Source organism: Photobacterium sp. GJ3, assembly GCF_018199995.1.
Lineage (GTDB): Bacteria > Pseudomonadota > Gammaproteobacteria > Enterobacterales > Vibrionaceae > Photobacterium.
In genome coordinates this window covers 2,581,475-2,600,675 of record NZ_CP073578.1, presented here as the reverse complement: position 1 = coordinate 2,600,675, position 19,201 = coordinate 2,581,475, and the positions used below count along the sequence as shown (strand labels likewise).

General features: G+C 52.7%; 14 protein-coding genes and 20 tRNA genes. 3 read left to right on the top strand and 31 right to left on the bottom strand.

The genetic code is table 11. The features are described 5' to 3' along the window. Positions 1-25: 25 nt before the first annotated feature. Complete coding sequence (leuS, locus tag KDD30_RS11945) at positions 26-2,602, bottom strand: leucine--tRNA ligase (protein ID WP_211646066.1); 2,577 nt, start codon at positions 2,600-2,602, stop codon at positions 26-28. Positions 2,603-2,771: 169 nt separating this feature from the next. On the opposite strand from leuS, the gene KDD30_RS11940 reads away from it, so the two are divergent. Beyond that, complete coding sequence (locus KDD30_RS11940; protein ID WP_211646065.1) at positions 2,772-3,254, top strand: zinc ribbon-containing protein; 483 nt, start codon at positions 2,772-2,774, stop codon at positions 3,252-3,254. 59 nt (positions 3,255-3,313) lie between these two features. Here the strand turns inward: KDD30_RS11940 and lnt are convergent, their stop codons facing one another. The 5 genes from lnt to miaB all read right to left on the bottom strand — a co-directional run bounded on the left by lnt (position 3,314) and on the right by miaB (position 8,880). Further along, positions 3,314-4,873 (bottom strand): apolipoprotein N-acyltransferase, encoded by a 1,560-nt coding sequence (gene lnt, locus KDD30_RS11935; protein WP_211646064.1) that lies wholly within the window; start codon positions 4,871-4,873, stop codon positions 3,314-3,316. Beyond that, positions 4,873-5,745 (bottom strand): CNNM family magnesium/cobalt transport protein CorC, encoded by an 873-nt coding sequence (gene corC, locus KDD30_RS11930; protein WP_211646063.1) that lies wholly within the window; start codon positions 5,743-5,745, stop codon positions 4,873-4,875. Before corC ends, lnt begins: the two co-directional genes overlap by 1 nt. Before the next feature lie 97 nt (positions 5,746-5,842). Next, positions 5,843-6,307, bottom strand: a complete 465-nt coding sequence (gene ybeY, locus KDD30_RS11925) for an rRNA maturation RNase YbeY (RefSeq protein ID WP_211646062.1) — start codon at positions 6,305-6,307, stop codon at positions 5,843-5,845. Between the two features lie 5 nt (positions 6,308-6,312). Continuing rightward, a complete protein-coding gene (locus KDD30_RS11920) occupies positions 6,313-7,380 on the bottom strand; it encodes a PhoH family protein (protein ID WP_211649898.1) in 1,068 nt (355 codons plus the stop codon). 75 nt (positions 7,381-7,455) lie between these two features. Further along, complete coding sequence (gene miaB, locus KDD30_RS11915) at positions 7,456-8,880, bottom strand: tRNA (N6-isopentenyl adenosine(37)-C2)-methylthiotransferase MiaB (protein WP_211646061.1); 1,425 nt, start codon at positions 8,878-8,880, stop codon at positions 7,456-7,458. 314 nt (positions 8,881-9,194) lie between these two features. Here miaB and KDD30_RS11910 point away from each other — a divergent pair, with 314 nt between their 5' ends. After that, positions 9,195-10,355 carry a 2-octaprenyl-3-methyl-6-methoxy-1,4-benzoquinol hydroxylase gene (locus tag KDD30_RS11910; RefSeq protein WP_211646060.1) on the top strand — a complete coding sequence of 387 codons (1,161 nt, stop codon included), beginning with the start codon at positions 9,195-9,197 and terminating at the stop codon, positions 10,353-10,355. 198 nt (positions 10,356-10,553) lie between these two features. Here KDD30_RS11910 and KDD30_RS11905 read toward each other — a convergent pair. The 25 genes from KDD30_RS11905 to lolB form a co-directional block, all read right to left on the bottom strand. Further along, positions 10,554-10,640 (bottom strand) — tRNA-Leu (locus KDD30_RS11905). A 70-nt stretch (positions 10,641-10,710) separates the two neighbouring features. Then, positions 10,711-10,785, bottom strand: a tRNA-Gln gene (locus KDD30_RS11900). Positions 10,786-10,811: 26 nt separating this feature from the next. Continuing rightward, positions 10,812-10,898, bottom strand: a tRNA-Leu gene (locus KDD30_RS11895). A gap of 46 nt (positions 10,899-10,944) precedes the next feature. Then, positions 10,945-11,021, bottom strand: a tRNA-Met gene (locus tag KDD30_RS11890). A gap of 33 nt (positions 11,022-11,054) precedes the next feature. Continuing rightward, positions 11,055-11,129: transfer RNA gene (locus tag KDD30_RS11885), tRNA-Gln, on the bottom strand. Positions 11,130-11,156: 27 nt separating this feature from the next. After that, positions 11,157-11,243: transfer RNA gene (locus tag KDD30_RS11880), tRNA-Leu, on the bottom strand. Positions 11,244-11,312: 69 nt separating this feature from the next. After that, positions 11,313-11,387, bottom strand: a tRNA-Gln gene (locus KDD30_RS11875). A 3-nt stretch (positions 11,388-11,390) separates the two neighbouring features. After that, positions 11,391-11,475: transfer RNA gene (locus KDD30_RS11870), tRNA-Leu, on the bottom strand. Positions 11,476-11,510: 35 nt separating this feature from the next. Continuing rightward, positions 11,511-11,597 (bottom strand) — tRNA-Leu (locus KDD30_RS11865). Positions 11,598-11,687: 90 nt separating this feature from the next. Then, positions 11,688-11,762: transfer RNA gene (locus KDD30_RS11860), tRNA-Gln, on the bottom strand. 3 nt (positions 11,763-11,765) lie between these two features. Beyond that, positions 11,766-11,850, bottom strand: a tRNA-Leu gene (locus KDD30_RS11855). Positions 11,851-11,879: 29 nt separating this feature from the next. Continuing rightward, positions 11,880-11,966 (bottom strand) — tRNA-Leu (locus tag KDD30_RS11850). Positions 11,967-12,000: 34 nt separating this feature from the next. After that, positions 12,001-12,077: transfer RNA gene (locus tag KDD30_RS11845), tRNA-Met, on the bottom strand. A gap of 39 nt (positions 12,078-12,116) precedes the next feature. Then, positions 12,117-12,191 (bottom strand) — tRNA-Gln (locus tag KDD30_RS11840). Between the two features lie 76 nt (positions 12,192-12,267). Beyond that, a tRNA-Leu gene (locus KDD30_RS11835) sits at positions 12,268-12,354 on the bottom strand. A 38-nt stretch (positions 12,355-12,392) separates the two neighbouring features. Continuing rightward, a tRNA-Met gene (locus KDD30_RS11830) sits at positions 12,393-12,469 on the bottom strand. 45 nt (positions 12,470-12,514) lie between these two features. Next, positions 12,515-12,589: transfer RNA gene (locus KDD30_RS11825), tRNA-Gln, on the bottom strand. Positions 12,590-12,592: 3 nt separating this feature from the next. Beyond that, positions 12,593-12,677: transfer RNA gene (locus KDD30_RS11820), tRNA-Leu, on the bottom strand. Positions 12,678-12,705: 28 nt separating this feature from the next. Next, positions 12,706-12,792 (bottom strand) — tRNA-Leu (locus tag KDD30_RS11815). A gap of 34 nt (positions 12,793-12,826) precedes the next feature. Continuing rightward, a tRNA-Met gene (locus KDD30_RS11810) sits at positions 12,827-12,903 on the bottom strand. A gap of 268 nt (positions 12,904-13,171) precedes the next feature. Beyond that, the gene (gene ychF, locus KDD30_RS11805) at positions 13,172-14,263 is read right to left on the bottom strand and encodes a redox-regulated ATPase YchF (protein WP_211646059.1); all 1,092 of its coding nucleotides are present in this window, start codon (positions 14,261-14,263) and stop codon (positions 13,172-13,174) included. Positions 14,264-14,334: 71 nt separating this feature from the next. Further along, positions 14,335-14,925, bottom strand: coding sequence for an aminoacyl-tRNA hydrolase (pth, locus tag KDD30_RS11800; RefSeq protein WP_211646058.1), 591 nt, complete (start codon positions 14,923-14,925; stop codon positions 14,335-14,337). Between the two features lie 126 nt (positions 14,926-15,051). Further along, positions 15,052-15,999, bottom strand: a complete 948-nt coding sequence (locus KDD30_RS11795) for a ribose-phosphate pyrophosphokinase (protein WP_211646057.1) — start codon at positions 15,997-15,999, stop codon at positions 15,052-15,054. A gap of 31 nt (positions 16,000-16,030) precedes the next feature. Next, positions 16,031-16,894: a 4-(cytidine 5'-diphospho)-2-C-methyl-D-erythritol kinase gene (ispE, locus tag KDD30_RS11790; RefSeq protein WP_211646056.1), complete on the bottom strand. Its 864-nt coding sequence runs from the start codon at positions 16,892-16,894 to the stop codon at positions 16,031-16,033. Positions 16,895-16,911: 17 nt separating this feature from the next. Then, positions 16,912-17,589 (bottom strand): lipoprotein insertase outer membrane protein LolB, encoded by a 678-nt coding sequence (lolB, locus tag KDD30_RS11785; protein ID WP_211646055.1) that lies wholly within the window; start codon positions 17,587-17,589, stop codon positions 16,912-16,914. Positions 17,590-17,880: 291 nt separating this feature from the next. Here lolB and hemA point away from each other — a divergent pair, with 291 nt between their 5' ends. Beyond that, on the top strand, positions 17,881-19,143 hold the full coding sequence (hemA, locus tag KDD30_RS11780) for a glutamyl-tRNA reductase (RefSeq protein ID WP_211646054.1): 1,263 nt from the start codon (positions 17,881-17,883) through the stop codon (positions 19,141-19,143). Positions 19,144-19,201 lie beyond the last annotated feature (58 nt).

Here is a 19,201-nt window from a genome sequence, read left to right as displayed (position 1 = left end):
GGGAAGGCGTTGTTCGTGTGCCGGATTAGTTGGCGACGATATTCAGTAACTTGCCCGGGACGAAAATGACCTTCCGGATGGTTTTATCATCCGTAAATTTCGACACGTTTTCGTCCGCCAGCGCAATGGCTTCGACCTGCGCTTTGTCAGCGTCAGCAGCCACCGTCAATTTGGCACGCAGCTTACCGTTCACCTGAACGATGATGAGCTTCTCATCTTCGATCATCGCTTTGTCGTCTGCGACAGGCCAATCAGCGTGGTCAACGTCAGACTCACCCAGTGCAGCCCACAGCTCAAAACAGACGTGCGGGGTGATTGGGTACAGCATCCGAACTACAGCTTTCAGGGCTTCGTCCAGCAGTGCGCGGTCCTGGACAGAATCCTGCGGGGCTTTACCCAGCTTGTTCATCAGTTCCATGATCGCAGCAATCGCTGTGTTGAACGTCTGACGGCGGCCAATGTCATCGCTGACTTTGGCAATTGTCTTATGGACATCACGACGCAGCGCTTTCTGATCTGCCGTCAGAGAGGCAGCATCCAGAGCTTCGACCGCGCCTTTTGCGGTATGTTCAAAAACAAGTTTCCAGACACGTTTCAGGAAGCGGTTTGCGCCTTCGACGCCAGACTCCTGCCATTCCAGAGTCATATCCGCCGGAGAGGCAAACATCATGAACAGACGGACGGTGTCCGCACCGTATTTGTCGACCATTTCCTGCGGGTCGATACCGTTGTTCTTCGACTTGGACATCTTAGTCATGCCGGAGTGAATCAGCGCGTTGCCTTCTTCGTCCGTCGCTTGCGTAATGCGGCCTTTTTCGTCGCGTTCCAGAGTGACTTCTGTCGGAGACACCCAGATTTTCGCGCCTTTGTCACTGGTGTAGTAGAAGGCATCTGCCAGCACCATCCCCTGACACAGCAGCTGCTTGAACGGCTCGTCACTGGTGACCATACCGCTGTCGCGCAGCAGCTTGTGGAAGAAGCGGGAATACAGCAGGTGCATACACGCGTGCTCGATCCCCCCGATGTACTGGTCTACCGGCAGCCAGTAGTTGGCCGCATCGGAATCCAGCATTTCGTCCGCTTTTGGCGAGCAGTAGCGTGCGTAGTACCAGGACGACTCCATGAAGGTGTCGAAGGTGTCGGTTTCACGCAGTGCAGGTCTGCCTTCAAAGGTGGTTTCGGCCCATGCTTTGTCTGCTTTGATTGGGCTGGTTACGCCGTCCATCACCACATCTTCCGGCAGAATCACGGGTAGCTGGTCCGCCGGGACCGGATGCACTTCACCATCTTCTGTGGTGACCATCGGGATCGGTGCGCCCCAGTAGCGCTGACGGGAAACACCCCAGTCGCGCAGACGGAAATTCACGGTTTTCTTGCCTTTGCCTTCTGTTTCCAGCTTGGCGGCAATTGCATCAAACGCAGCCTGGAATGCCAGACCGTCGAATTCACCCGAGTCGAACAGAACACCTTTTTCGGTGTAAGCCGCTTCGCTGATGTCCAGAGCACTGCCGTCGGCAGGCTTGATGACTGGCACAATGTCCAGACCGTATTTGGTGGCGAATTCAAAGTCGCGCTGATCGTGCGCAGGAACAGCCATCACGGCACCTGTGCCATAGTCCATCAGCACAAAGTTCGCGACGTAAACCGGAACACGGCGGCCGTTCAGCGGATGAATGGCATACAGGCCCGTGGCCATGCCTTTCTTCTCCATGGTGGCCAGTTCGGCTTCAGCAACTTTGGTGTTGCGGCACTCATCGATAAAGGCAGCCAGTTCAGGGTTATTCTGTGCCGCTTTGTCAGCCAGCGGGTGACCGGCAGCGATCCCCACGTAGGTCACACCCATCAGGGTGTCCGGGCGCGTGGTGTATACTTCCAGCGGTGCGTCCTGACCTTCAACATCAAAGGCCAGCTCTACGCCTTCAGAGCGACCAATCCAGTTGCGCTGCATGGTTTTGACCATGTCAGGCCAACCTTCCAGATTGTCCAGATCGTCCAGCAATTCCTGCGCATAAGCTGTGATTTTGATAAACCACTGTGGAATTTCTTTTTGCTCGACCGGCGTATCACAACGCCAGCAGCAACCATCTTCGACCTGCTCGTTCGCCAGAACGGTCTGGTCATTCGGACACCAGTTCACGGAAGAGGTCTTCTTGTATACCAGGCCTTTGTTGTACAGCTTGGTGAAGAACTCTTGTTCCCAGCGATAGTATTCTGGCGTACAGGTTGCGAATTCACGCTTCCAGTCGTAGCCGAAGCCCAGCAGTTTCAGCTGGTTCTTCATGTAATCAATGTTTTCGTAAGTCCACGGCGCTGGTGCTGTGTTGTTTTTCACCGCGGCATTTTCTGCAGGCAGACCGAAAGCATCCCAGCCGATCGGCTGCATGACGTTTTTGCCCTGCAGGCGCTGATAACGGGAAATCACGTCACCGATGGTGTAGTTACGCACGTGCCCCATGTGGAGGCGTCCACTCGGGTACGGGAACATGGAAAGACAGTAGAATTTTTCTTTATTCGGGTCTTCACTTACAACAAAGGTTTGGTTGTTGTCCCAATGTTCTTGAACTTTCGGTTCAATGTCCTGTGGACGATATTGTTCTTGCATCGATGACTTCCGGAATCTTTGTGAATTACATAAACACAGTCAAAATAATCGACATAGAATAACTAAAGGTAAAGGTAGCAACAATAGCTGAGGCCGAATAGGGCAGGTTATATTGTGATAATTCAGCCCGGCCACTGCTGAGTGAGTCCAAGGACCAGGGAGATCTTACATGGGTAAACAAAAAGCAGCCTATGAATCCATGTTGGAAGAAATGACGGAAACCTTAAAGCACAGTCCGGAAGAGCTGAAGCACTGGATTGAAACCACTGAAAAATACCGGGAGGCGGCCAGTGATATGACCAAAGACGAGCTGGCGCTGATCCGACAGTATCTGAAGCGTGATGTGCAGGAGTTCGGGCAGAATGTGCAGGAAAGTCCGGCGCCGTTTTCAGAAAGCCCGTTTTATCATCTGGTGTCTGAAACCATCTGGCGCGGTCTGGCTGAGGTGACGGACAAAACGCAGCTGGAGTGGGTGGAAGTCATGGATGATCTGAAACACCGGGGCGTGTATCAGGCCGGGGAAATCGTCGGGCTGGGTCATCTTGTCTGCGAGAAATGTGGTCATCATGAGCAATATACTCATGTCCGGACCATTGAGCCTTGTATGAAGTGCGGCGGAAAGCAGTTTACCCGTCAGCCACTGGCCCCTTAGGATGATTGATGTATACGCATGACAGGGCGCATTTGCACCCTGTCATGGATGGATGTTGATTAGTGAACGCCTTCCTGGGGATTGGTATCCCGGAAATCTCCCCGGCGGCGTTTCACCAGTAACCAGGACAGAGTGACCGCCCACAGCATGTACAGGTACAGCGGCCAGCTGCCTAAAGAGACATAAGGCGTCAAGCCTTTGGTCGGAGTGACCGTGGCGCGCAGTACACCTGTCTCGAATTGAGGCAGTTCAGCGATGATTTGTCCGTGATGATCGACCACAGCGGTTACGCCGGTATTGGTGGCACGCAGCAATGGTTTGCCTGTTTCCAGTGCCCGCATTTGCGCAATTTCCATGTGCTGGTGAGGGCCGATTGAGCGGCCAAACCAGGCATCGTTCGATAGGGTTAACAGCATATCCGTGCCCATCCCTACGTTCTGGCGGACCTGCTCGCTGAAGGCAATCTCATAACATAGGGCTGGCGCTAGCGCGTAACCGTTCGCTTCCAGGTTGGGCTGAATGAAATCGCCGCGGCTGAATGAAGACATCGGCAGATTAAAGAATGGCGCAATCGGGCGCAGAATGTCTCCGAACGGCACGAATTCACCAAAGGGCAGTAAATGGTGTTTACTGTACCGGCTGACTGTATCGTAATGATATTCGCCATCCCGGTTCACACCCAGCGTCAGGATGTTATTGAAAAACTCGCCCTGTTCGGTTTTGTCCAGAACACCCGTGATCACCGCGCTTTGATTCATGCGTGCGGCTTCGTCCAGACGACTCAGGAAAGTGCCGACCTGCTGCTCCAGTGCAGGGATCGCTGCTTCTGGCCAGATAATGACATCGGCGTCCCAGTTTTCACGGGTCAGATCCAGATATTTCATCAGGGTTGGCCATTGCTGATCCGGTCGCCATTTCATCGCCTGAGGGATATTTCCCTGTACCAGAGCAACTTTCACCGGCTTGTAGGGATCCGGCTGAACCCACTCAATGCCTTTGGCCTGATAAGCCAGAAAAAAAATCAGGGCCGGCAGCATCAGCGGTTTCCAGTTACGGTAATAACCCGCAGCAACCAATGCACCGCAGCTCAACACCAGGGCCAGCGTCAGTCCTTCTACACCGAGAATCGGCGCGAAGCTGGCAAAGGGGCCGTGGATTTGTCCGTACCCCAGCCACAGCCAAGGGAATCCGGTGAACAGCCAGCCACGCAGCCAGTCCAGTAATAGCCAGAGTACCGGGCCAATCAGCATGAGCTGGTGGAAAGGGCGTCCATGGCCGAGTCTGGCAAAGAGTGCACCAAACAGGGCCGGAAAGAGGGCGAGATAGCCGATGAGCAGAGCCATCAGGAAGAGGCCGGCGGCGATTGGCATGCCGCCAAAGTCGGCAATGCTGACATGTACCCACCACACGCCACTGCCAAAGAGGCCTAAACCCCATGCCAGTCCGGTCCAGAAGGCCGTTTTCGGACGTTGGTTTTGCAGCAGGGTAAAGAAAACAATGAGGGAAAGCGGGGCAAGATACCAGAATTGATAGGGCGCGAAAGACAGGGTTGCCAGCGCACCTGCCGGGACGGCTAACAGCAGCCGTCCCCAAAGGTTTAAATTGTCGATTCGTCTCATCAGGGCGTCATCGTTGGTTGGTGTGCCTCCTGCGGCACCGTCACTTGTAATTGAATGATCCGGCGGCTGTCCGCTGCTGTGACTTTGAACGCGTAGCCTTCCAGTTCGACCACTTCACCACGGGTTGGCAGGTGACCGAAACTGGTCATGACCAGACCACCGATGGTGTCGATGTCATTGACGCTGAAGCTGGTCTGGAACATTTTGTTGAAGTCATCAATGGTTGTTAATGCCTTCACATTCCAGGTGTGTTTGCTCAGCTGACGGATTTCCTGCTCTTCTTCGTCGTCGAATTCATCTTCGATTTCGCCAACGATTTGCTCCAGGATATCTTCAATGGTGATTAAGCCGGAAACGCCACCAAATTCATCGACCACGATGGCCATGTGGTAGCGCTCTTCCCGAAATTCTTTCAGCAGGCGATCCACCCGCTTGCTCTCCGGCACAACAACCGCCGGACGGAGAATGGCGTCGAGTTCAAACGGCTCGCTATCCGGGCGCAGGTAGCGCAGCAGATCTTTTGCCAGCAGGATGCCTTCGACATGGTCTTTATCGTCGCTGATGACCGGGTAGCGGGAGTGCTGGGCATCAACAATGATATCAATCAGATCTTCAACCTTCTGTGAACGTTCTATGGTGATCATCTGAGAGCGGGGGATCATAATATCCCGGACGCGCATTTCAGAAATCTGGATCACACCTTCGAGCATGTCGCGGGTGTGATGATCGATCAGATCATTTTCTTCGGAATCCCGGATCACATCGACCAGTTCTTCCTTATTCTGTGGTTCGCCCTGAAAGAGCTGGCCAATACGTTCAAAGAAGGTCTTTCGACTCGGACCGTCAGAATTTTGGGGGTTATCGTCGTTCATTGCTTTCTATTCAAATAAGTGGCCAGAGCCACGGAAAGCCGGCGCCAAGCGATTGGGTGCCGACCGGATTGCTTTAAAATGACTGCCTGGGCTGATGTTAGTATTGGTCAGCCTCGTAAGGATTGGCAAACCCCAGACCCTGCATAATTTCAGTTTCCAGCGCTTCCATTTCCTCGGCTTCGTCATCTTCAATATGGTCATAACCTAGCAGATGAAGCGAGCCGTGTACAACCATATGTGCCCAGTGGGCAAACAGTGGTTTTTCCTGTGCCTGGGCTTCATTTTCAACGACCTGACGACAGATGATCAGATCGCCCAGCAGCTCCAGTTCAACGCCCGGCGGTGCCTCAAACGGGAAAGACAGCACATTGGTTGGCTTGTCTTTGCTACGGTATTCATGGTTCAGCGCCTGGCTTTCTTCGGTATCCACCAAACGAATCGTCACTTCCGCATCGGCTTGGAACGGGGTGACAGCCGCTTCCAGCCAGCGCTGGAAGTCGGCTTCTGTCGGCAGGCCACTTTCATCAGCAGTGGCAAGCTGTAAATCCAGATAAATCGCCATCGGGCTTATTCTTCCGTTTCTGGGCTGGCCTGTCGCGACGTTTGCTGCTCGCGACGGCGTTGTTCGGCCAGTTTGCGTTGTTTCTGATCTTCGGTTTCCCAGATCTCATAAGCCTGAACGATCCGGGCAACGACCGGGTGACGCACGACGTCTGAAGCCTGGAAGAAGTTAAAGCTGATTTCCTCGACATCGGCCAGCACTTCGATTGCATGGCGCAAACCAGAACGTGCGCCTCGCGGCAGGTCGATCTGGGTGACGTCACCGGTGATCACCGCACGGGAATTAAAGCCAATCCGGGTCAGGAACATTTTCATCTGCTCGACCGTGGTATTCTGGCTCTCATCCAGAATGATGAAGGCATCATTCAGTGTCCGGCCACGCATATAAGCGAGCGGGGCGACTTCAATCACATTGCGCTCAATCAGCTTTTCAACCCGCTCGAAGCCTAGCATTTCGAACAAGGCGTCATACAGCGGGCGCAGATAAGGGTCGACTTTCTGGCTCAGATCGCCCGGCAGGAACCCCAGCTTCTCACCGGCTTCAACTGCGGGACGGGTCAGCAGGATCCGACGGATCTCCTGACGTTCCAGTGCATCGACCGCGGCAGCAACCGCCAGATAGGTTTTACCCGTACCGGCAGGGCCAATCCCGAAAGTAATGTCATGACCAATCATATTCGCAATGTACTGCGCCTGATTCGGGGTCCGTGGTTTGATCACGCCCTTCTTGGTCTTGATGTTCACTTCTTTGCCATAAGGGATACTGGTGGTGGTGTCTTGTTCCAGTGCACCGGATTCTTTGATTGCCAAGTGAATTTGTTCCGGCTCAATATCCGGGATCACATTGCGCACCGGGGCGGTGTCCACGTAGAGATGCTTCAGGATATGGGCAGTGGCTGCTGCTGTATGGGGTTGACCGACGATACTGAAACTGTGGCTGCGGTGGCTGATTTCAACGCCCAAGCGGCGTTCCAGTTGTTTGATGTTGTCGTCGAATGGACCGCAAAGGCTGGCCAGGCGGTGATTATCGGCGGGTTCGAGATTCAGTTCTACAGTAATAATTTTGCTCAAGATTTGCCTCTCAGTAGGCCGCCCACTGTAACGGGCGGCCGAAATTATTGGGCATGGGCAGAGATTTCTGTCCTCTCATTAAGGAGTATAAACGCCTACACCCAATTCATCTTCTTTACGGGTTTTCTCCATGATCTCGCTTGGAGACACGGCAATCCGCAGGTTCATGTCTGCTTCGGTACGGACAAGCTCACCACGCAGGGAGTTGTTGAATACGTCTGTGATTTTGACATCGACAAACTGACCGATCAAATCAACTGAACCTTCAAAGTTCACGACACGGTTATTTTCGGTCCGGCCGCGCAGTTCCATGATGTTCTTCTTCGACGGACCTTCTACCAGAATCCGCTGTTCGGTATCCAGCATTTGGCGAGAGTAGCGCATCGCCTGGCTGTTGATCTGTTGCTGCAGTTCGTACAGACGCTGCTTCTTCACATCTTCCGGCAGATCGCACGGGTAATCCGCCGCCGGGGTGCCCGGACGTGCAGAGTAGATAAAGCTGAAGCTCATGTCGAAATCGATATCGCGGATCAGCTTCATGGTGTCCTGGAAATCCTGATCGGATTCACCCGGGAAAGCCACGATGAAATCGGAGCTGATGGTGATTTCCGGGCGGACTTTGCGAAGCTTACGGATTTTCGACTTATATTCGATAGCCGTGTGCGGACGCTTCATCATCGCCAGAATCCGGTCGGAACCACTCTGGACCGGCAGGTGCAGGAAGCTGACCACTTCAGGCGTGTCTGCGTAGACTTCGATGATGTCGTCGGTAAATTCGATGGGGTGGCTGGTGGTGTAACGAATCCGGTCAATGCCATCGATTGCGGCGACCAGACGCAGCAGCTCAGCAAACGAAGCGATTTCACCGTCATGGGTGACACCGCGGTATGCGTTCACGTTCTGACCCAGCAGGTTCACTTCACGTACGCCTTGTTCTGCCAGCTGTGCAATTTCAAACAGGACATCATCCAGCGGACGGCTGACTTCTTCACCACGAGTGTATGGCACCACGCAGAAGGTGCAGTATTTTGAACAGCCTTCCATGATGGAAACGAAAGCTGTCGGGCCTTCTGCACGGGGCTCCGGCAGGCGGTCGAACTTCTCGATTTCAGGGAAGGAGATGTCCATCACCGGCGCTTCTTCAGACTGAGACTTCGCAATCATTTCCGGCAGGCGGTGCAGGGTTTGCGGACCAAAGATCACATCCACATAAGGCGCACGTTCGCGGATCGAGTCGCCTTCCTGAGTTGCAACACAGCCACCGACGCCAATCACCAGATCTGGCTTTTTATCTTTCAGGGTCTTCCAGCGGCCAAGCTGATGGAAAACTTTTTCCTGAGCCTTCTCACGGATGGAGCAGGTGTTCAGGAGTAGTACATCTGCTTGTTCTGGTTCTTCTGTTAACTCATAACCGCCATTCGCGTTGAGAAGATCGGCCATTTTTGATGAATCGTATTCGTTCATCTGGCAGCCCCAGGTTTTGATCAGCAGTTTCTTCGCCATGTCTCACTCTTCACTCGTGTGTTAATTCGGTGCATTTCATGCTGCGAATGCAGCGTCGGCTGTGCCTGGAAGGCGCTGTGCCCCTTCTCTGTTAGCCAGCTTAAATTGCAAGCCGCGTATTGTACTGCTTTCGACCCGGTGTGACCAGATCATCAATGCTGATTATAAAATCGGCAGGCTGGCTGTCTTGTGGCTGAAACATGAAGGCCGGACGGATGGATTCAGCAGGAAAAAACAGTCGATTGATGTCAGAAGGTAGCCAAGCAGAGGAAAGCCGTTAGAATGTCGTCAACGTTAAGCATTGAGAGACCAGCATGGAACAGTTTGATGTCGTGATTGCCGGCGGCGGAATGGTAGGTGCAGCGGCAGCGCTGGGCATGGCCCGTCAGGGCCGGAAAGTCGCCGTGATTGAAGGAGAAAAGCCCGAGGCTTACCATGAATCGCAACCGATGGATTTACGGGTTTCCGCGATTTCAGCCCAGTCGGTAAAACTGCTGGAACGACTCAAAGCCTGGGACCATATCCGGGTGATGCGCTTGTGTCCTTTCCGGCGTCTGGAGACCTGGGAGCACCCGGAATGCCGGACCCGTTTCAGCGCCAAAGATTTAGGATTGCCCGAATTGGGTTTTATGGTGGAAAACCGCCTGATCCAGCTGGGTTTGTGGCAAGCATTTGAAGATCTGCCGAATCTGACACTGATTTGTCCTGCGCGTTTGGAAAATTTTCAGGCCGCGGAAGACGGCTATGAAATCGAACTGGATAACGGTCAGCGTCTGAAAAGCCGCTGGCTGGTCGGGGCCGATGGCGCCAATTCCAGAGTCCGGCAACTGGCAAAGATTGGCATCACAGCCTGGGATTACCGCCAGCACTGTCTGTTGATCAGTGTTGAAACAGAACTGCCACAGCAGGAGATCACCTGGCAGCAATTTACCCCGCAGGGGCCGCGTTCGTTTCTGCCCATGCCGGGCCATCAGGGATCCCTCGTCTGGTATGATCATCCGGCCCGCATCAAACAATTAACGGCGATGCCGAATCCGCAACTGGCACAGGAAATAGCAAAGACTTTCCCGGCTGAACTCGGCCAGATCACGGTGCAAAACAAGGGCAGCTTCCCGCTGACCCGGCGACATGCGCAAACTTACTTTCAGAACGGCATTGTGCTGCTGGGCGATGCTGCACACACCATCAATCCATTAGCGGGGCAGGGTGTGAATCTGGGCTTCAAAGATGTCGATGTTCTGCTGGATGAAATGGCCAATGGCGGTGATTTCTGGTTTGAGACATGCGTTCTGCAACGGTATGAGCGGCGTCGCCGGCCAGATAACCTGATAATGCAAACGGGGATGGATGTGTTTTACAAAGCGTTCAGCAATGATTTGCTGCCTTTTGCCGTGTTACGGAATGTCGGATTGAAGCTGGCCGACCATACAGGTCCGTTAAAACATCGGGTTCTGAAATACGCGCTTGGGTTGTAAACCGCAACAACGTCAGCCAGAAAAGCCACCGTCGTGTGGCTTTTTTTATGATCAGTGAACGAAGAAAGTTGAGCGACGGATATGACTCTATGGGGCAGCAAATTTCAGGGACAAAAAAACCAGCATGATGCTGGCTCATTTTGCGACGTTACCGGAGTCACTTCTGATTGTTTTACAACCTCTGGAAAGCCAGAAAGTTGGTGCGGAGGGAGAGACTTGAACTCTCACGTCCTTGCGGACACTAGCACCTGAAGCTAGCGCGTCTACCAATTCCGCCACCACCGCAACATGGTGAGTCAGACCCAAAGGTCTTCTCGAGCTTTCAAAACACCTGAAAAGTGTTTCTGAAGCAAAATGGCAGGGCTACCTGGATTCGAACCAGGGAATGGCGGCATCAAAAGCCGCTGCCTTACCGCTTGGCGATAGCCCTAAAATTTCAAATTTTCAGAAGTCAATTGGTGCGGAGGGAGAGACTTGAACTCTCACGCCCTTGCGGGCACTAGCACCTGAAGCTAGCGCGTCTACCAATTCCGCCACCACCGCGTGTATTGACTCTGTTGCCATTCAAATCCTTGGCAGGGGATGAGAATGGTGGCTACGACGGGATTCGAACCTGTGACCCCATCATTATGAGTGATGTGCTCTAACCAACTGAGCTACGTAGCCATTTTCAAACGTTCAACCGAACGAAGTGAAAAATGGCAGGGCTACCTGGATTCGAACCAGGGGATGGCGGCATCAAAAGCCGCTGCCTTACCGCTTGGCGATAGCCCTGCAGGTGATCTGTAACAGATCGAAAGTTGGTGCGGAGGGAGAGACTTGAACTCTCACGTCCTTGCGGACACTAGCACCTGAAGCTAGCGCGTCTACCAATTCCGCCACCACCGCACGTGGTATTCATTCTCCTGCCGAAGCAGGAAAGATATCGAGTTGGTAACGCTCGGTACCTTCAAAATATGGCAGGGCTACCTGGATTCGAACCAGGGAATGGCGGCATCAAAAGCCGCTGCCTTACCGCTTGGCGATAGCCCTAAATGGTGCGGAAGGAGAGACTTGAACTCTCACACCTTGCGGCGCCAGAACCTAAATCTGGTGCGTCTACCAATTCCGCCACTTCCGCAAATTGTAGGATGTCACTGACATCAGAAAAGTTATTGGTGCGGAGGGAGAGACTTGAACTCTCACGTCCTTGCGGACACTAGCACCTGAAGCTAGCGCGTCTACCAATTCCGCCACCACCGCAGTGAATAACTTCTCGTTTGGGTGATTTCTCACCTGATCCCGTTTCACCGGGAAAGACATCGAGCTGGTAAGACTCGGTATCTGAAAATATGGCAGGGCTACCTGGATTCGAACCAGGGAATGGCGGCATCAAAAGCCGCTGCCTTACCGCTTGGCGATAGCCCTAAATGGTGCGGAAGGAGAGACTTGAACTCTCACACCTTGCGGCGCCAGAACCTAAATCTGGTGCGTCTACCAATTCCGCCACTTCCGCAAATTGTTTGCCTTTCAGGCTGATGTCATTGGTGCGGAGGGAGAGACTTGAACTCTCACGTCCTTGCGGACACTAGCACCTGAAGCTAGCGCGTCTACCAATTCCGCCACCACCGCATGGAATGACATCTTGTTTCTCACTGAGTGAGAATGGTGGCTACGACGGGATTCGAACCTGTGACCCCATCATTATGAGTGATGTGCTCTAACCAACTGAGCTACGTAGCCACTTTGTGTTCAACGCCGGCGTTGCCTTCGTTGTAAATGTGGCAGGGCTACCTGGATTCGAACCAGGGGATGGCGGCATCAAAAGCCGCTGCCTTACCGCTTGGCGATAGCCCTGCAGAATGTCACAAACAATTGTGCAATTCAAGAAAGAAATGATTAAGAACCATTTCTTTCTGTCCACCTCAGAGATTGGTGCGGAGGGAGAGACTTGAACTCTCACGTCCTTGCGGACACTAGCACCTGAAGCTAGCGCGTCTACCAATTCCGCCACCACCGCAATACGCTGGGTGAACGATTTGCTTTTCAGCAAATTTATGGTGGCTACGACGGGATTCGAACCTGTGACCCCATCATTATGAGTGATGTGCTCTAACCAACTGAGCTACGTAGCCATCAATTTTGTACCAACGCCGGTCAACAGACCCACGTTTTGAATATGGCAGGGCTACCTGGATTCGAACCAGGGAATGGCGGCATCAAAAGCCGCTGCCTTACCGCTTGGCGATAGCCCTACATGGTGCGGAAGGAGAGACTTGAACTCTCACACCTTGCGGCGCCAGAACCTAAATCTGGTGCGTCTACCAATTCCGCCACTTCCGCAAATTGTTGCCTTTCAGGCTGATGTCATTGGTGCGGAGGGAGAGACTTGAACTCTCACGTCCTTGCGGACACTAGCACCTGAAGCTAGCGCGTCTACCAATTCCGCCACCACCGCATGGAATGACATCTTGTTTCTCACTGAGTGAGAATGGTGGCTACGACGGGATTCGAACCTGTGACCCCATCATTATGAGTGATGTGCTCTAACCAACTGAGCTACGTAGCCATCATGCCGATTCAGCCAGCATTTCGCTGTTGCCATTGAACTGGCACTGTCTCGGGAACGGGGCGCATTATGCTTACCCCAGCTTTGAGCGTCAATAGTTTTTTTAAGAATCCCTACAAAATCTGCCTGTTCGGTGCTTATTTGGACGAAATGGCCGATTGCCATGCTAGGTGAGTGATTTGGCGGGTAAAAAAGCATCAATCCGACGTGCGGAATCGAAAAAGGGCCAGCAATGCTGGCCCTGAATCGGTTCGTTTTTGAAGCAGAATCAAACGTTGAAACGGAAATGAACCACATCGCCGTCTTTCACGATGTAATCTTTCCCTTCCAGACGCCATTTACCCGCATCTTTTGCACCGTTTTCACCATTGAATTCGATGTAGTGATCGTAGCCGATCACTTCTGCGCGGATGAAGCCTTTTTCAAAATCGGTGTGGATCTTGCCGGCAGCCTGAGGTGCAGTTGCGCCGACAGGAATGGTCCATGCGCGAACTTCTTTGACACCAGCGGTGAAGTAAGTGTGCAGGTTCAGCAACTCGTAACCCGAGCGGATCACCCGGTTCAGGCCCGGTTCTTCAATGCCGAGATCAGCCAGAAACTCTTCACGATCCGCATCATCCAGTTCTGCAATTTCAGACTCGATGGCAGCACAAACAGCAACAACAACCGCGTTTTCTTTACTGGCATGCTCAATGACAGTGTCCAGATATGGGTTGTTTTCGAAACCATCTTCACTGACATTGGCAATGTACATGGTTGGCTTTAGCGTCAGGAAGTTCAGGTAATCAATCGCTGCTTTTTCTTCTTTTGCCAGCTCAACTGAACGGGCCATGCCGCCTTCAGTCAGGGTTGGCAGCATTTTTTCCAGCACCGTGATTTCAAATTTTGCGTCTTTATCACCACCTTTCGCACGTTTCGCTAAACGCTGAATCGCACGCTCACAGGTATCCAGATCCGACAGTGCCAGTTCCAGGTTGATGACTTCGATATCTTCAAGTGGATTGATCTTGCCGGCAACGTGCACGATGTTGTCGTTTTCAAAACAACGAACAACATGGCCGATCGCATCAGTTTCACGGATGTTGGCCAGGAACTTATTCCCCAGACCTTCACCCTTGGACGCACCGGCAACCAGACCAGCGATGTCAACGAACTCCATTGTGGTTGGCAGAATCCGCTCCGGATTCACAATCGCAGCCAATTTATCCAGACGCAGATCCGGCACAGGCACCACGCCTGTATTTGGTTCGATTGTACAGAACGGGAAGTTGGCAGCTTCGATGCCCGCTTTTGTCAACGCGTTGAACAGTGTGGATTTACCTACGTTTGGCAGGCCCACGATACCACATTTAAAACCCATGGCTTGAAACCCTATAGTGATGCTTCCGGCATCCCGCATGGCTGCGGAATGGTGAAAAAGTCAGATTAATCTTACTCGGCTTTGAACGAATGAAGCCGGTTTTGTGCTTTGGTCAGGCCATCTTTCAGCCAGAGATCAAGGCAGCGCACAGATTCGTCAACGGCAGCGTCAATCATTGACTGTTCGCCCACCGGGGCTTTGCCTAAAACAAAACCTGTGACTTTGTTTTTGTCTCCCGGATGGCCAATGCCCACCCGAAGACGATAAAAGTTTTTGTTATTGCCCAGTTTGCTGATGATATCGCGCAAACCATTATGGCCCCCGTGACCACCGCCCAGTTTGAATTTCGCAATCCCCGGCGGAAGATCCAGCTCGTCATGAGCAACCAGAATCTCTTCGGGTGAAATCTGGAAAAAGTTGGCCAGCGCCGACACAGATTTCCCGGACAGATTCATAAATGTTGTTGGAACCAGCAGGCGCAGATCATCGCCATTTAATTGGATCCGGCCGGTCAGACCGAAATATTTCGGATCGTTTTTCAAGGTGATGTTGTGGATCCTTGCCAGTTCTTCCACAACCCAGGCACCGGCATTGTGGCGGGTTTTGGCATATTCCGGACCTGGGTTTGCCAGGCCAACCAGTAAACGGATTTTTTGACTCACGCTGGTCTCTCTATGTCATCGGGATCAAAACGCGCGCTATGTTACCACTGCTGCGGGCATAAATAAAAACAAACACGCCCCGCACTGGGCGGGGCGTGTAACAGAACTTTCTCAGAGGTTGAGCGATTAGTGCTCGAACATCGCAGAGATAGACTCTTCGTTGCTGATACGGCGAATGGCTTCAGCCAGCATACCGGACAGGGTCAATACAGACACTTTGCCTGTGTCCAGCATTGCCTGAGACAGCGTAATCGAGTCTGTGACGATCACTTCGTCGATCACAGAGTTCTTGATGTTTTCCGGTGCGTTGCCAGAGAAAACCGGGTGAGTCGCGTAAGCAAATACACGCTTGGCACCGCGCTCTTTCAGCGCTTCAGCAGCTTTACACAGCGTGCCGCCGGTATCGATCATGTCATCAACGATGATACAGTCGCGACCTTCAACGTCACCGATCAGGTGCATCACCTGAGAGACGTTGGCGCGTGGGCGACGCTTGTCGATGATTGCAATGTCCGTGTCGTCCATCAGTTTGGCCGTTGCACGGGCACGCACAACGCCGCCGATGTCCGGAGAAACCACGACTGGATCTTGCAGGTCTTTGGCCAGCATGTCTTCCAGCAGAACCGGAGAACCGAAGATGTTGTCAACAGGGACATCGAAGAAGCCCTGAATCTGCTCTGCGTGCAGATCAACAGTCAGGACGCGGTCAACACCCACGTTAGACAGGAAGTCAGCAACAACTTTAGCCGTGATAGGAACACGTGCAGAACGAACGCGGCGGTCTTGGCGGGCGTAACCAAAGTAAGGGATAACTGCTGTGATACGGCCGGCGGAAGCTCGACGTAGGGCGTCGATCATTACAACCAGTTCCATCAGGTTATCGTTGGTCGGGGCACAGGTCGATTGAATGATAAAGACGTCGCTGCCGCGAACGTTTTCATTAATCTGAACACAGACTTCACCATCGGAGAAACGGTTCACTGTCGCGTCTCCAAGTGAAATGTAAAGACGGTCAGCGATGCGTTGGGCTAGCTCTGGTGTAGCGTTACCAGCAAACAGCTTCATATCAGGCACGGGGTAAACCTCAGTTGCGTCCAAGTTGTATTTACTGACTTTCCGCAGCATGTTCGTTCAGGGCATGGACCAATGGCGATTGATTCATCCCTTTGGCGACAAAGCCTTGGAGCCAGTCGGGTAGTTTGTTCAGAGTTGCAGTAGCCGCTTGCTGAGTGCTAAATTCAGCAAAAACACAAGCGCCAGTGCCGGTCAATCTAGACGGCGCGTATTCTAACAGCCACGAAAGCGCCATATCAACCTCAGGGTAAATTCTTCTCACGATTTTTTCGCAATCGTTTTCGTATTGGCTGTCCAACAGCACGGATAACGGCCGTTTCGGGGTATTTCGCGTTAAATCAGGTGCAGTGAACACATCTACGGTTGCGATACTGACCTGTGGCTTCACCACCAGATACCATTTTTCTTCCGGTTCCGCAGGCTGCAATAATTCTCCGACACCTTCTGCAAAGGCGCTGAAACCGCGGACAAACACAGGCACATCAGCGCCCAGCGCCAGCCCGAGCCCTGCCAGTTCATCGGCGGTAAACCGGGTTTGCCACAAGGCGTTCAGCGCAACCAGCGTGGTGGCCGCATTGGAGGAACCGCCGCCTAAGCCACCGCCCATCGGCAGTACTTTATGGAGCTGAATATCGGCACCAGCGGTGATTCCGGCTTGCTTTCGTAACGCATCTGCTGCCCGGTAAATCAGGTTATCTTCAAGTTTGACCCCGTCTACTGCAGGCGTCAAAGTAATGACGTTATCTTCCCTGGGGGTAATGGTGAGCGTGTCGCCATAATCCAGAAACTGAAACAGGGTTTGCAGTTCATGATAGCCATTGGGCCTGCGCCCGGTGATATAAAGGAACAGGTTCAGTTTCGCGGGTGAGGGCCAGGTTGTTGTTGTCAGATGCATGATGGATGCCATGAAGGTTAAGGTTGAACTTGCCAGCGGTTGATCAGCAGCGTGATGCGAATGTCGCCTTGTGATAAGACCAGACGACTCGGCAGGGCTGGTGTTGCGGATTCATCATAGACGTTGTAATCCAGTTGCCAGAGCTGACTGCCGACCTGTTTGGCCAGATAAGCCACACGATTTTCCGCATTGAGCTGATAAGTGTCAGCACCGCTCGGCAGGCCGATCAGCCAGTCGCGCATTTGATTCACGGGCAGTGAAATGCCGGTCAGTTTCAGCACCAGTGCAGCGGCGTCGGGTCCCTGATAGCGTTTGCCGTCGTTATCAATCAAGACCGCCCGGCCCGGCTGCGTATCCAGTTTGAGTAAAGTGGTTCCTAAAAAGTTGGTCAGCCGGAGGTGATCCGCGCCGGTCTCATTTTTCCAGTTCAGATTGGCGGTGAACCGTTGTTCCGGACTGATATAGCCCAGCTTGCCAGTGGCCTGATAGCCAGAAATTGTCTGAAGCGCTTGTTGATGGCTGTCCCAGCTCGTGACGGGCTGACCGGATTGGGAGGTGGTGGTGCAACCCGATAAGATCAGCAGAAAACTGCCGATGGTGAGTGTTTTCCCCGCCCTTGCACTTTTTGTGTATTGGTGTTTTCCTGCCACAAAACCAGCGGCGAGGGCAAAAAGAGGTGCGGTTACTTTTTGCATCAATTGCATACATTTCCCCGAAAGATCAGCCGATGCTGAATTTCATTTTTCTTGATTAATCATTGCATCAAGTGGTTATCATAACATGACTTTCTTTTCAGAATCTTTCCACTTTGTTCAACCATGACATTCTAGAAAATTGTCTGTAAAGTCAGGTTTTGTATCCTTGGCGAATGCACTGAAAACGTGTTCAGTCAGACAGAATCAACGCATATCCTTTTATTACGCAGGGTCATCAAGTAAAATGCCCCGCTGGATCTTTCGCATCGAGAAGTAGGTAACACCATCTCCATGACCTTGCTTGCATTAGGAATCAATCACAAAACAGCGTCTGTAGACCTGCGTGAACGTGTTGCCTTTTCGCCGGAAAAAATGACCGAAGCGCTGCAAACGCTGGCTCAGCACCCGGAGGTTCACGGCGGTGTGATCGTTTCGACCTGCAACCGAACGGAGATTTACTGCGATGTGTCTCATCGTGGTCCGGGGATCATGATCGACTGGCTCAGCCGTTTTCATCAGATCTCTGCTGAAGAACTGATGCCGAGTCTTTATTACCATGAAGAGCAGGCAGCAGTCCGGCATTTGATGCGAGTGGCTTGCGGGCTTGATTCTCTGGTGCTAGGCGAGCCGCAGATTCTGGGGCAGGTGAAGCAGTCTTATTCTGAATCCCGTGATTATGACACCATGGACGGGATGCTGGAGAAACTATTCCAGAAAGCCTTTTCCGTGGCGAAGCGGGTCCGGACGGAAACCGAAATTGGTGGCAATGCGGTGTCGGTTGCTTTTGCAGCCTGCACGTTAGCCCGACAGATTTTTGAGTCGATGAGTGAAGCCCGCGTGCTGCTCATTGGCGCAGGTGAGACCACGGAACTGGTTGCACGCCATATGGTGGAGCATGGTTGTCGCAGTCTGATGATTGCCAACCGTACTCAGTCGCGGGCACAGGCACTGGCCGAAGAGTTTGGGGCCGAAGTGCTGACGCTGCCTGAAATCCCGGAGCATATCCATCGGGCAGATATTGTGATTAGTGCCACGGCAAGTCCTTTACCTATTGTTGGCAAAGGCATGGTCGAAAAAGCACTGAAAATGCGTCGCCATCAGCCCATGCTGCTGGTTGATATTGCAGTGCCAAGAGACATTGAACCTGAGGTTGGCGAACTGGATGACGCCTATCTGTATACGGTGGATGATTTGCAAACGATTGTTGAACGAAATCGTGAACAGCGGAAAGTTGCGGCGATTCAGGCTGAGGCCATTGTCAGTGAAGAGAGTGCAGCCTTTATGCGCTGGCTTCGTTCACTGGAAGCGGTTGATAGCATCCGTCAGTACCGTTGTTATGCGGATGATGTGAAAAACGAACTCTTAAGCCGGAGCTTACAGGCACTGGCCAATGGTACTTCGCCTGAGAAGGTTCTGGCTGAGCTCAGTAACCGGCTGACCAATAAGCTGATTCATGCGCCAACCAAAGCAATGCAGCAGGCCGCCCATGATGGTGAGCCTGAAAAGCTGGCTGTGATTCGCGAAACCCTGGGGCTGGATGTCCTGAAAGATTAACCGGGCGGATTGACGCCGGTAAACCGAATTTGATTGATAAATTGGCCTGCCGCTGGAT